General features: G+C 71.8%; 8 protein-coding genes. 4 read left to right on the top strand and 4 right to left on the bottom strand.

Going from position 1 to position 13070, the window contains the following annotated elements:
* Nucleotides 1–111 precede the first annotated feature (111 nt).
* The 4 genes from ACGFIZ_RS28660 to ACGFIZ_RS28645 all read right to left on the bottom strand — a co-directional run bounded on the left by ACGFIZ_RS28660 (nucleotide 112) and on the right by ACGFIZ_RS28645 (nucleotide 8415).
* On the bottom strand, nucleotides 112–4473 hold the full coding sequence (locus tag ACGFIZ_RS28660; protein ID WP_393424549.1) for an ExeM/NucH family extracellular endonuclease: 4362 nt from the start codon (nucleotides 4471–4473) through the stop codon (nucleotides 112–114).
* A 547-nt stretch (nucleotides 4474–5020) separates the two neighbouring features.
* Nucleotides 5021–6196 carry a zinc-dependent alcohol dehydrogenase gene (locus ACGFIZ_RS28655; RefSeq protein WP_393424546.1) on the bottom strand — a complete coding sequence of 392 codons (1176 nt, stop codon included), beginning with the start codon at nucleotides 6194–6196 and terminating at the stop codon, nucleotides 5021–5023.
* A gap of 12 nt (nucleotides 6197–6208) precedes the next feature.
* Complete coding sequence (locus ACGFIZ_RS28650; protein WP_393424543.1) at nucleotides 6209–7186, bottom strand: SRPBCC family protein; 978 nt, start codon at nucleotides 7184–7186, stop codon at nucleotides 6209–6211.
* Nucleotides 7187–7431: 245 nt separating this feature from the next.
* Entirely contained in the window at nucleotides 7432–8415 is a 984-nt protein-coding gene (locus ACGFIZ_RS28645; RefSeq protein ID WP_393424540.1) for a small ribosomal subunit Rsm22 family protein, read from the bottom strand.
* Between the two features lie 366 nt (nucleotides 8416–8781).
* Between ACGFIZ_RS28645 and ACGFIZ_RS28640 the strand changes: the two genes are divergently transcribed.
* From ACGFIZ_RS28640 to ACGFIZ_RS28625, 4 genes are all read left to right on the top strand, one after another.
* Entirely contained in the window at nucleotides 8782–9822 is a 1041-nt protein-coding gene (locus ACGFIZ_RS28640; protein ID WP_393424537.1) for a hypothetical protein, read from the top strand.
* The gene (locus ACGFIZ_RS28635) at nucleotides 9823–11487 is read left to right on the top strand and encodes a hypothetical protein (protein ID WP_393424534.1); all 1665 of its coding nucleotides are present in this window, start codon (nucleotides 9823–9825) and stop codon (nucleotides 11485–11487) included.
* Nucleotides 11488–11609: 122 nt separating this feature from the next.
* Nucleotides 11610–12017, top strand: coding sequence for a hypothetical protein (locus ACGFIZ_RS28630; RefSeq protein ID WP_393424531.1), 408 nt, complete (start codon nucleotides 11610–11612; stop codon nucleotides 12015–12017).
* Between the two features lie 325 nt (nucleotides 12018–12342).
* A complete protein-coding gene (locus ACGFIZ_RS28625) occupies nucleotides 12343–12720 on the top strand; it encodes a MoaD family protein (protein WP_393424528.1) in 378 nt (125 codons plus the stop codon).
* Nucleotides 12721–13070 lie beyond the last annotated feature (350 nt).

The following is a 13070-nucleotide window of genomic DNA, read 5'->3' as shown; positions in this document are numbered from 1 at the left end:
TAAGACCGGGACTCGTCCCGGCACCGCGCGGTGAAGCGGTAACCCACCCGCACGCCGCGTGTTCCACGCGCAGCGTGGAGGGAATCTCCGTCCTTCAGGGCGGAGAGGATGTCAAAGCTTCGCGCACTGCCCGGTGGCCGGGCCGCGCACCGTGTTCGGCCGGTTGTCGTTGCCCGGCGCCGGGCTGTTGCCCGAGCATCCGAGCGGGCCGCCGATGGTGTTCGCCGCGACCACCACCGGCTGGCTGCCGGTGTTGCCGGTCAGGGTGACCGGGCCGCCGACCGTGACGGTGTCGAGGCGTACCCCGCCGCTGTTGGCCGTGAGCGACACCGGGCCGATCACCCTGCCCCGGCTGATCTCCACCGCACCGGTCGCGCCGCTGACGGTGACCGGGCCGGAGACGATCGCGCCGTCGAGCTCGAACAGCACCGGGCGGGTGGCGTACACCGGGCCGCCGATGGTGCCGCCGTCGACGATCAGCGAGGCGCCCGGGTCGACCGTGACGGGGCCGCCGATGGTGGCGTTCTCCAGGCAGGTCAGGCCCGCGGTGACGACCAGCGGCTTGTTGTACGCGCCGGTGATCGTCGTGGTGCACTGCGGCCCGGCCTGCCCGACGGCCGACCGCGGCTGGGTGTCCGCGGTGACCGGCGAGTTCGCGGCGAAGTAGTTCACCAGCATGGTGAGGTCGTTGTCGCCGGTGGTCGTCTTGTTCGTGCCCTGCCCCAGGGCGGCGAAGTTGTCACCGCCGGCGGCGAGGAACGAGTTCATCGTGACCCGGTAGGTGGCGGCCGGGTCGAGCGGCGTGCCGTTCAGCTTGAGCGAGGTGATCCGCGAGCCCTTGGGCGCCTCGGGGTTGTAGGTGTAGTAGAGGCCCTTCGACACGCCCAGCCACAGCACCGGCCGGGACGCGCCGTCCGGCTGCCACTGCTCCTCCAGCGCCTGCTTGACCTGGGCGCCGGTGAGGCTCTTGGTGACCATGTCGTTGGCGAACGGCTGGACCGCGAAGGCGGCGGCGTAGGTCACCGTGCCGTCGGTCCCGTACAGCAGGTCGGCCCGCAGGCCGCCCGGGTTCATGAACGCGATCTGCGCCCCGCCCCGGCCGGCGTCCCTGGTCTGGGAGAGCTGCACGTCGGCGATGAAGTTGCCGAGCGCCGACTCCTTGCCCCGGTCCTCGTTGCCGTTGGTGTAGGCCCGCCTGATGTCCGCCGTGATCTTGCCGAGCGGCTGCTTGCCCAGCTCGGCGGCCTTGGCCTTGGCGGCGGTCACGATGTCCGCCACCGCCGGGTCCTGCGGCGCGCCCACGACGTCGACCAGCGCGGCGTCGGCCGAGGTGACCGAGCCCGTGTTCGGGTCGAAGGTCAGCGTGACCTTGCCCAGCCGCTTGCCGTAGTCCTCGGCCTGCACCACCGGGCGCAGCCGGTCCGACCCCGGCACCGGGAGCTCGAAGGCGTACGGCTGGTGGGTGTGGCCGCTGAAGATGGCGTCGATGGTCGCGTCGACCCGGGTGAACCTGCCGAAGACCGGGTCGTTGGCCAGCGCCTCGGCGGAGGTGATGTGCTCCGTCGCCGCGCCCTCGTGGGCGAGCAGCACGACCACGTCGGCCTCGCCGTTGTCCGGGTTGCCGTCCTTGAGCTGGCCGGCGACCAGGTTGGCCTCGGCCACCGGGTCGCGGAAGGTCAGGCCGGCGATGCCGTCCGGACTCACCAGCGACGCGGTCTGCTCGGTCACCACGCCGACGAAGCCGACGCGGACGCCGCCGACGGTGCTGACGGAGTACGCGGGCAGCGCCCGGGTGTCACCCCGGTACACGTTGGCGCCCAGGTACGGGAAGTCGGCCCGGTCGGACACCCGGCCCGTCAGGTCGGCGATGCCCTTGTCGAACTCGTGGTTGCCGACCGCCGAGGCGGCCAGGCCGGCGCTGTTCAGCGCGTCGATCGTCGGGTTGTCCCCGTCGATCGCCGAGATGAAGGTGGACGCGCCGATGTTGTCGCCCGCGGAGACGAAGGTGGTGTTGGGGTTCTGCGCCCGCAGCTGCCCGACCAGGCCCGCGACCTGCGCGGCGCCGCCGACCGGCTGACCGCCACTGGTGGCCGGGGACTCCAGCCGGCCGTGGAAGTCGTTGATGCTCAGCAGCTGGAGGTCGACCGGCTTGGCCCTGGTGCTGAGGCCCACCACGAGCGGGTTGTGGTCACTGGCCCGGTACGGGTTCGCCTCGTAGAACGCGGCCAGCCCGTCGTACTGGAACGCGAACGACTCGACCGCGTTGATCTGCCACACGTCGACCCCGGTGACCCGCGTCGCCAGCGACGGCGAGGCGAGGGCGTGGTCGAGGGAGCCGGACTCGCCGCCGAAGACGTAGGTGGCCTTGCCCGTGTCGTTCAGGTCGCGGTACTCGGCGTCGTAGAGGACCTGCATGGGGTCCTCCTGGGTGTACGCGTTGAAGTCACCCAGCAGCAGCACGTTGTCGGTGTCGCTGTCGTCCTTGACCTGCTCGACGAACGCGGCCAGCGCCCGTGCCTGCCGGACCCGGTCGCCGTTCCACGCGCCCTGACCGTCGCCGGCGTCGGCGTTGTCGCCGGTGCCGGTGCCGCTCTTGGACTTGAGGTGGTTGGCCACCACGATGAAGGTGAGCTTGCCCGCGGTGAACGCCTGCGCGATCGGCTCGCGGGCGTTGAACCAGACGCTCTCGTCGTTGACCGAGCGGGACGGGCCGGTGGGCTGCACCTTCGCCGGCTTGAAGATGATCGCCGTGGTGATGAAGTCCTGCTCGGCCGCGCTCGGCAGCTCGGCCGGGGTGCGGACGTAGTCCCAGGTGCCCGCGCCCGCCGCCGTGTTCAGCGCCGCCACGAGGCGCTTCAGCGCCTGCTGCGGGTCGCTCGCGTCGAACCGGACGGAGTTCTCGATCTCCTCCAGCGCGACGACGTCGGCGCCGAGGGCGTTGATCGCCGAGACGATCTTCGCCTCCTGCTTGGCGAGGGCCGCCTCGTCGTCCGCGCCGCGGGCGTCGCCGCCGAAGTGGACGAAGTAGTTCAGCACGTTGAAGCTGGCCACCCGCACGTCGCCGCCGACGTCGACCGGCCCGGCGGTACGCGGGTTGGTGGCCTTGAAGCTGGTCCGCTCGGCGGCGGGGGTGTCCGCGCTGACCGGCGTGGCCGGCTGGAGCCGCCACTCGCTGAAGCTGTACGACAGCACCGACGGCCCGAACGCCTCGACGGAGTCGCCGACGCGCAGCGGGTTCGCCTTGGACAGGTACGGCGGGAGCAGCCCGGCGGTGGACAGGTTCGTGGTCTTGCCGTCGTCCACCAGGATGCGGCGGAGCTTGTTCGCGGCGGCCACCTGCTTCGCGGCGTCCGTGCCCGGGCGGGCGACGTCGGTGGGGTTGGCGGCCGGGCGGTCACCGGCGGCGAGCACGACCTCGCCGTACCGGTTGGTGTTGTAGACCTCGGAGACGGTGAACTGGCCGACGGGCGCGACCCGCATCGACTCGACCGACTCGCGGGCGGCGTCGTCCAGCGGCAGGCTCACCGGGACGGGCGCGGGCAGGGCCACGTTCTGCTCGCAGACCTGCACGTCCGTCTTGCTGGCGACGCTCAGCTGGGTCAGGCCGTTGAACTCGCTCGCGGTGCCGCTGACCCGGACCCGGTCGCCGATCGCGACCGACGGGTGGTTCGCGGTGTTCGAGGTGAGGTAGACGAAGATGCCGTCGGAGGCCGTCCCGGCGGCGACGGTGCGCTCGCCGCCGCTGCCCGCGGTCTGCACGTAGACGCCGTTGTAGCCGCCGGTGCGGTGGTCGGCCGTGACCACGCCCTCGACGGTGACCCGGGTGCCCGCCGACGGCGTCGCCGTGCCGGTGCCCTGCACCTCGGCGATGGTGTGGTCGACGGTGACCGTGCAGCCGGTGCCCGGCTCCGGGTCCGGGTCGGGGGTGCCGCCGTTGCGGGCGCCGAACGTGTTGGGGGCGGGGGCCTGCCAGGTGCCGCCGACCTTCTGCAGCGAGTCGCCGACCAGGGTGGTGCTGGTCTCGGCGACCCCGATGTCGGTGCCGGCCAGCCCGTTGGCCGGGCCGCCGACCGCGGTGAACGTGCCCTCGTAGGTGAGGAACTCGGCGACCGCGCCGGTGGGGGAGACCAGGGCGACGCCGTCGGGGGAGCCATTCTGGACGCCGTCCGTCGGGTAGCTCGCCACGACCACGCCCGCCTCGGGCACCGCACCGCTCAGCGTCCTGGTGTTGTACACCGCGCCGCCGTTGCCGTTGTAGAGGACGACCTGCCAGCCCGTCAGGTCGAAGCCGACGGGGGCCTCGATCTCGACGGCCTCGCCGGTGTCCGTGCCGGCGTTGTCGTAATGGATCTCACTGATCGTCGGCGTCCCCGTCTCGGCGAGGGCGGTGGCCCCCGTGGAGAGGACGAGGGCGGCGCCTGTGGCGAGGACGATCGAGGCGTTCTGGATACGTCTGCGCCTCTTGGGGTTCATCAAACTGAGCCTCCGATGCGGAATGGGCCGGGTGGAGAATAAATGCTTTCGGTGTCCCGGTGAGAGCCGCCAGATGTACAGATCGGCCCGACGGTGAGCGCGGAAGCCGGGCGTACGGCCGGTGGCGGCTCGTCCGACCGGCGCTGCGGCCGGAGCCCGGTGGCCCGGGCCGGGGCGTGACCGGCCACGGACACGGCCGCCGGGCCCGATCCAGTGTGGACCGGTCCCGGCGGCAGCGGGTCAACGGGGTGGACCGACCGGCGGAACCGTGATCCTTGACAGCTCAGGCACTCGACACGCCGAGAGAACCGGACCTGGGCCGCCAACGATCACCGCTCCGTCCGCCTCGACGACGGAGCCGGGCGCAGCCGGCCGCAGCGTCCGCCCGCATCCGGCGGCGCCGGCGGCCGTGCCGCCGTCCCGCCCCCCACCGCCTACCTCCGGTGGCGCCGGCGGCCGTGCCGCCGTCCCGCCCCCACGAGGACGGCCCGCCGCCCCGGGCGGCGTTGCCCGGGGCGGCGGACCTGCTGTCGCTCTGTCGCGGTCGTCAGGGCTTGAGCACCACCTTCAGGCACTCGTCCTGCTTGTTCTTGAAGATGTCGTAGCCGTGCGGGGTGTCCTCCAGTCGCATGGTGTGCGTGATGATGTAGCTCGGGTCGATCTCGCCCCTGCGGACCCGCTCCAGCAGTGACCGCCAGTAGCGCTGCACGTGGGCCTGGCCCGAACGCATCGTCAGCGAGCGGTTCATGAACGAGCCCATGGGGAACTTGTCGATGAACCCACCGTACGAGCCGATGACGGAGACCGTGCCGCCGTTGCGGCAGCTCAGCACGGCCTCGCGCAGCGCGTGTGGCCGGTCGATCTCCGACTTCACCGCCTGCTTGGCCCGGTCGTACGCGTACAGCGCCGCCGACGCGTGGTGCCCCTCCGTGCCGACGGCGTCGATGCACGCGTCCGGGCCGCGGCCGGCCGTCATGTCCCGCAACGCGTCCATGACGTCCGTCTCCTCGTAGTTGATGATCTCCGCGCCGCACTTCTCCCGCACCATTCGCAGCCGGTACTGGAACCGGTCGATGACGATGACCCGCTCCGCGCCGAGCAGGAACGCGCTCAGGGTGGCGAACTGGCCCACCGGCCCCGCGCCCCAGACGGCGACGATGTCGCCGCGCTTGATGTCGCACATCTCGGCGGCCATGTAGCCGGTCGGCAGCACGTCGGACAGGAACAGCACCTTCTCGTCGGGCAGGTCGTCCTCGATCTTGAGGGCGCCGACGTCGGCGTACGGCACCCGCGCGTACTGCGCCTGGCCGCCCGCGTACCCGCCCAGCATGTGCGAGTACCCGTAGATGCCGCCGGGGGCGTGGCCCATCGCCAGCTCGGCGATCGCCGCGTTCGGGTTGGAGTTCTCGCAGATGGAGTACAGGCCCCGCTGGCACGAGCTGCAGTTGCCGCAGGCGATCGGGAACGCCGCGACGACGCGGTCCCCGACCTTCAGGCCGTCCCGCACGCCGTGGCCCAGCTCCACGATCTCGCCCATGAACTCGTGGCCGAGCACGTCGCCCTTCTTCATCGTGGGGACGAAGCCGTCGATCAGGTGCAGGTCGGAGCCGCAGATCGCCGCCGAGGTGATCTTCACGATGGCGTCCCGCGGGTTGAGGATCTTCGGCTCGGGTACCTCTTCGACCGCCACGTTGTTCGGGGCGATCCAGCAGGTGGCTTTCATCGCGTCCTCCTCTCACGCGCGCGGCATCGCCAGCGGCTGCGCCGGACGCTGCTTGATCTGCTGTTGCATGTTCGTGCCGTCGGGGCTGCCGTCCGAGCGGGCGATCTCGCCCGTCTCGATCACCTGCTTGAACCGGCGCAGGTCGTCGCAGACCTGCTGCTGCGGGTTCTCGCCGAAGATCCTGGCCAGCGCCGCGCCGAACATCCGGCCCGGCGGCGCGTACTCCAGGTCGATCCGGACCTCCGTGCCGCGCCCGCCGGCCGCCGGCACGAACCGCACCGACCCGGAGTTGGGTACGGTCGCGCCGTCGACCGAGCGCCACGTGATCATCTCGTTGGGGCGGTCGGCGGTGATCTCCGCGTCCCACTCCACCCGCCTGCCGCCCGGGGCCTTGGCCGTCCAGTGCGACCGCCGGTCGCCGATCGTCCGGACGGACTCCAGGTGGGACATGAAGCGCGGCAGGTTCTCGAAGTCGTGCCAGAACCGGTACGCGTCCGCCGCGCTGCGGTTGATGGTCACCGACGCCTGTACCCGGCTGGGCGGGCTGATCCTCCTGCCCCGGGTGACCTGGATGGCCGCGTAGAGGTCGACGGCGGTGATCCCGGCGAGCGCCCAGGTCGTGTACATCAGGCGGTTCCGCCGGTCGCCCCGCCGGTTCCGCATGGCCGTGGTGCTCGCGGCGAGGTCCACGACGTCGCCGGCGACCCGCGTCCACGCCCCCCAGCCCGTCCGGCGCGGGATCAGCAGCGCCGCGGCGTGGCCCAGTTCCCGCAGCCCGGTGGCCTGCAGCACCGCCTGCGCGGTGCGCGAGTCGTCGACACCGCAGAGCCGGCTCACCCGCGGCCGCGCCGCGAGGGTGGTGACGCCCAGGCCGAGGCTGAACCAGCCCAGAAACCGCGCCAACCCCTGCGATCTGCGGCTCTGGGCCTCCCGCTCGATACCCAGGGCGTCGGTCACCGACCGGACGCCGATCGTGCTCCTACGGCTCATGTTCCTCTCCTCGCTCCGACAGTGACGGTCGCTGGTCGTCGCGCCAGCACACGTCGGCGCCAGGCGCCTCCTGGCAGTCACATCCTCGCAACCCGTGGTGCCCGGTAAGGCCGGATTTGTGCATCCGGACGGCCGACGCCGCCGCCCGGCACCCGGACGGGCTCAGGCGCGCGCGCCACCCGCCGGCCGTCCGACCAGGGCGCCGCCGTGGTCGGCCGTGGCTCCTGCCGCCTTCCCGGGGGTGCTCAGTCCGTCGGTGGCCAGACGTCGCCCCACTCGGCGTCCCGTGCCTGCCGGTAGCGGTCGCCCTGCCGTTTGGAGATCAGTTCCTGTCGGGCGCCGTCGTCGCGCGCGCAGACCTGGAGGGTCACCAGACCCTTGCGGAACGCCGGATGCCGCAGGATCCGGCCGCCCACCGGAAGCGGCTGCCGCCTGGCGGCGGCGACGTAGGAGAACTTCTCGTCCTCGTAGCCGAGCTGCGCGTCCTTCAGCCGCCGGTGGAGAGCGGACCGGTTGACCCGGGCGGCGAAGTGGCACCAGTCGGCGGTCCCGGACAGCGGGCAGGCCCCCTGGTGCGGGCAGGGTGCCAGGACGGTGTGCCCCGAGCCGACGAGCGTCGACCGGGCGTCGAGCACCCGTTCGTGGCCGGCCGGTGTGCCGGCCTCGATCACCACCACCAGCGCGCCGGCCGCCGTCGCCCGCGCGACCAGCGCCGACCGGTCCTCCGTCGGCAGCTCCCCGAGGACGTACGAGACGGTCACCAGGTCGGCGGCGGGCAGCTCGCCGGAAGGATCGAAGCGCCACTGGCGCCAGGTCGCCGAGCGCAGCGCGGGATGGTCGGCCCGGGCGCACAGCTGGCGGCCCAGTGCCAGCGCCTCGCTCACCTGGTCGAGCACCGTCACCGTCTCCAGGCCGGGAAAGATCTGGGTGGCGGCCCAGGTCGCGGCGCCCGTGCCGCCGCCCAGATCCAGGTGGCGGCGGGGCCGGAAGTCCGGCACGACCCGGGCGACCTGGTCGAGCGCCGCGCGCACGGCGGCGAAGGTGGCCGGCATCCGGTACGCCGCGTACGCCGTGACGTCCCTCGCGGACGTGAGGATCGGGGCGTGACCCACCCGGTCGGACCGGTACTCGTCCATCAGCCGGCGCACCGAGGCGGACAGCGCCTCCGCGCGTGCCGACGTCAACGCCGACGCCAGGCTGTTTCGCAGGTCGTCGGGCAGGTCTGCCATCGGGATCGGGGCTCCGTTCGGGTGCTGTCCGCTGGATTCTCGCATTCCTTGCCGGCGCGCCGGCCCGGCTCCCCTTGGCCCCACCCTCCGACAACAGCGACACCCGGACGAAAGGAGGCCCGTCCCGTTCCCCTGGCCGGCGGCGTTCGGCCCGGTCCTCCTTGCGGTAATGCGTTTCGCGGCCTCGGCCGCGACTGCGGCGCGCGATACGATCCAATGGCGGGCCTCACTGCGACAATGGCGGCACGAAGGCGTGGGCCAGAAAGGATTCTTGGCGCTTGTGCCCCGGTACGGCGCCCTTTTCCCTCGGCGGTGCGACCGACGTGTCCGCGTTCTGCCGGCAGCCTCGGAACGGAACGGGAGCAGATGACGGACGACAGGTTCCCCGAGTGGGGCAGGCGGGTCTACGCGGAGTTCCACCGGCTGGTGGAGCTGGTCGAGTCGATGGTCCTGCGGCCGATGCGCAGCGGCTGGCAGTTGCCGCTGCTGTGTCTGGTCTCCCGGCCGGGGGCCGGCTCGCCGCTGGCGATGATGGCGCACGTGCTCGCCGGTGAGGAGCGCCGGGTCCCGCACGTCCGGATGAGCGCGGCGGGCCAGGACGTGCGCACGCTGCTGCACGAGGCGTACACGGGGCTGGCGGCCGGGAACTTCGGCGGCGCGGATCGGCTGCGGTTCCGCCACTACGCGCTCGCCGACGGGCTGATGCAGGTCGACCTCTCGGGAGTGCCGACGAACCGGCGGCGCCGGGAGCTGGCCCGGCAGTTGCGGCGGAGCATCTGGCAACGGGCGCCCTGGGACGGCCAGCAGGCGCCGCCCGACGTCGGGGGTTGGCCGGGCCTGCTGCTGTGGTTGGCCCTGGGTGTCCTTCCCGGGCTGATGTTCTGGCTGCTGACCACCGGATGGTTGTTCGGCGCGGGCCGCCGGTTCCGCTGGTTCATGCGCCAGCAGTACCTCGCGCCCAAGCTCGCGGCGGGCGACTTCTTCACCTTCGCCAGCCGGTTGACGGTCCCGTCCCGGGAGACCGAGGATCAGGAACAGATCGACCTGCTGCTGGTCCACGCGTTCCTGCAGGACCTACGCGTCGACTACCGTCGCTGGCCCTGGCGGCTGAAGTCGTGGCGGCGCACCGCGTGCCCGGTCCTCCTGCTGGACGACATCGCGCCCGACAACGGCGGGTACGACCTGGTCAGGCTGATCAACGCGGTGCGCGACGAGACCGGCCAGTCCGACCCGCTGCTGGTCGTCACCGACAGCCACGACGTCCCGCCGGACGGGCTGGTGCCGACCGACCCCGCGGTGGCCGGCCAGTTGGTGCCGCTGGACGGGGTGGAGGGGGCGTACCGGGCCTGGCGCAGCGGGCTGCCCCGGGCCCGCCGGGCCCGGGAGGACAACGCCTGGTACCTCTAGGTGGAGATCCCGCCGGCCGACCTTACGCCGTACCGGCACCGGCTGTCCCGCATCGTGCCGCCGAAGCCGCCGTGGCTGGCTCGGCCGGTGGCGTTGGTCGCGGTGGCGGCCGTCGTCCTGGCCGCCGTCGGCGTCTGGCAGATACCCGACCAGGTGGCCAGGCTGCGGGCCGGCTGCGAGTGGCCGCCGACGGCCTCGGGCGGCCTCGTCCGCACGGCGGTGCGCGACGGCCAGTGCGTCGGCTACAGCGATCACGAGCGGCAGACGTTCAGTACGGACCAGTCGCTGCTCGACGTCCAGCGGAGGATCTTCGACCAGAACCGGAAGGTGGAGGCCGCCTGGCGGGTCAAGAAGACGCACCCCCGGGTCACGCTGGTCTACTTCGGTTCGCTGACCAAGCCCGACGCCCTGCCGGGCGAGGAGACCTTCGCCGGCGAGCGGGAGGAACTCCAGGGCATGGCGGCGGCGCAGAGCCGGGCCTACCTCGAGGCCAACAACGACCCGGCCCACCCGTACCTGCGGATCGTGGTCGCCAACGCGGGCCAGGAGATGAGGTACTCCGCCGACGTGGTGCGGATGCTGTCGGCGCTGGCCGCGGAGGAGCCGACGGTGCTCGGGGTGGTCGGGCTGGTGGAGAGCCGCAGGGCGGTCCAGGACGCGATCCGGGCGCTGGGCAATCTCGACCTGCCCGTGCTCGCGCCCACCTTGTCGGCCGACCGGATCGCGGACGCGTCGAGCAGGTACCTGCAGATCTCCGCGCCCAACATCGACGAGGCGACGCTCGTCCACGAGCATGCCACCCGAGTGCTCGGAAAGAAGAAGATCTTCAACTACTACACGTTCGGCCGGGTCGACCCGGGCGAGGGCGCGCAGGACGACCTCTACGTCAACACGCTCCGCGACGGACTCCGGGCCCAGTTCGGCGAGGGGAACTACCAGGAGACGTACTGGCGGAACGGCGTCGACCTCACCCCGGTCTGCGCGGACAGGTACCCGGACGGCGTGGTCTTCTTCGGCGGGCGTTACACGGAGTTCGGCGCGTTCGCGAGCAAGCTGGCGCAGGCGTGCAGCGGCCGGGTGCCGCAGCTGATCGGGGACGACTCGGTCAACCGGTACCTCGCCAACGCGGCCGCGCGGGCCGTCGCCCCCGACAACCTGCCCCTGGCGTACGTGGCCAAGGGCGAGCTGGCGTACTGCCACCGGCTCTTCGGCGCGAACGACGTCGAGCGGCGGTCCTTCCTCAGCGACGTGCGGGAGATCCTGTCGATGTGCAGCCCCAACAGCCCGATCGGCGAGCGGGTGGGCCTGGCGTACGACGCCACCCGGCTGCACCTGGCGGCCGTCCAGAGCATCGCCGGCAACCTCGCCGGCTCCGCCGGCCGGGAGTGGGACCCGACGGCGATCAGCCCGACCAGCGTGTACGTCGCGATCCGTGACGTGGCGAACCCCGCGTACCAAGGGGTGACGGGGCTGCTCCGGTTCGACGCCAACGGGATCGCCGACCGGAAGCGCCTGACCCTGCTCTGCGTGCCGAACATCAAGGAGGCGTTCAGCTCGCCGTCCGACATGCCGAGGGAGATCGACCGGCACCCGAGCGACCCCGAGGAGGACAGGCGGTACGGCACCCCGTCGCCCGTTCGTCGGCCGTGCACGAAGGACGGGTGAGGCGGCCGCCGACGGCCCGGGTCGACGTGGAACGTGTCGGAAGTCCGTTCGCCCAGACTCAGGTTGGCTGTAGCGTCCGCGTTCTCGCCGACAACGAGGTGACGCGTCGGGGTCTCCACGACATGCTCGGCTCGCTTGATCTGGTGGCTGAGGTGCATGCGGTGGTGGCGGATCTGGAGCGGTTTCCCGCTGGTCGTTCTTTTGACGTGCTGGTTGTGGCGTGTGAGGACGTGGGTGTGGGGAGTCTGGATGGGGTTGTTGAGGCGGCGCATCGTCGGGGGGTGAAGATTCTGCATCTGATCGGTCGTGGTGCGGCGTGTCTGGATGCGGTGACGCGGTTGCCGAGTAATGGGTTTCTGATTCAGGACGAGGTGACGCGGGAGGCGTTGGGGCAGGCGTTGGGTCGGATGTTGATCAGTCAGCATGGGGTGAAGCGGCTGGTGGCGAGTGTGTCGTTGAAGTTGAACTGTTCGAACCGGACGTTGGCCGCGGCGGTGGCGATCAAGCAGGGCCTGCTCGAGAAGGCGTGAGATGCGCCCCGGCACCCCCGGCTCCCCGCACCGTGGCACCGGCGGACCTCCCGGCCTGATCGTGGCGTGACCTCCGGTGTCCCGGTGACGCCGATCGGGCTGCCCGAATGGTCAGCGTTCGCCTGAAGCTCCGTCGTGGGACCGTTGAGGGACGAAAGGGGTGGCGCGACGAGCGAACGGGGCCGCCGGCGGCCCCGTTCGGCGCGGCGCGGTCCCGAGGATTCGCGCGGCGTCCGACGAGGTCGACCACGAGTGGCTGCGCCGCGCTTCGGGCCCGCGTCGTCGGCCGCCCCTCCTCGTCGCTTCCATTGAGGAGTACGCCGTCATGCCGATCGAAGTTCGCGTGCCCACGATCCTGCGCAGCTACACCGGCGGTGCGTCGACCGTCGAGGCCGCCGGGGAGACCCTGGCGGACCTGCTGACCGACCTGGACGCCCGGTACTCCGGCGTCCGGGGGCGCCTGGTCACCGATGCCGGCGCGCTTCACGGAATGCTCAACGTCTATGTCAATGACGAGGACGCGCGCCAGCTCGGCGGCCTGGGGGCCAAGGTGTCCGACGGCGACGTAGTGGCGATCCTGCCGGCCGTGGCCGGGGGTGCGCTTGGTTTCGCCGCCGCGGCGGCCCTGACCGGTCACCGCGTGCCCGTCCGGTCGGCGGAAGCCGCGCGGGTCATTCACGAGCGCCCACGAGCGCGGCATTGACAGGTGGCTCCTGGCGGGCGGCCGTGAGCGGCGGCGAGGGTTCGCCCTCGGCCGCGGCGACATTCCGTGCGAGTGGGTTCGGCCTCCGTACATTTTCCGGTGGCCCGTTTGTCGCGGGCATTTAAGCTCGGGTAGGGTGGCCGGCGTTGAGGCCGCCGCACCCATGGCGGTCATCGTTCCGTCGATTCCGGAAGTGAAGCTCGGACGGGTGTGGCGGAAAGCGGAATGACCGCGATTGTTTCGGTGCTCCGTGGTCCCCTGTTCGACGGTCGCGGCATGGTCGCCTGTGATGTCTGCTTTGACGGTCGTGCCGGTTCCTGCACCCAATGACCGGGCGCGTCCGCGCAAAT

It is taken from the genome of Micromonospora sp. NPDC048830, assembly GCF_043198215.1.
In the GTDB taxonomy this organism is placed as follows: Bacteria; Actinomycetota; Actinomycetes; order Mycobacteriales; family Micromonosporaceae; genus Micromonospora.
The sequence above is the reverse complement of the archived record's forward strand: the minus strand, read 5'-3'. Positions and strand labels throughout refer to the sequence as shown.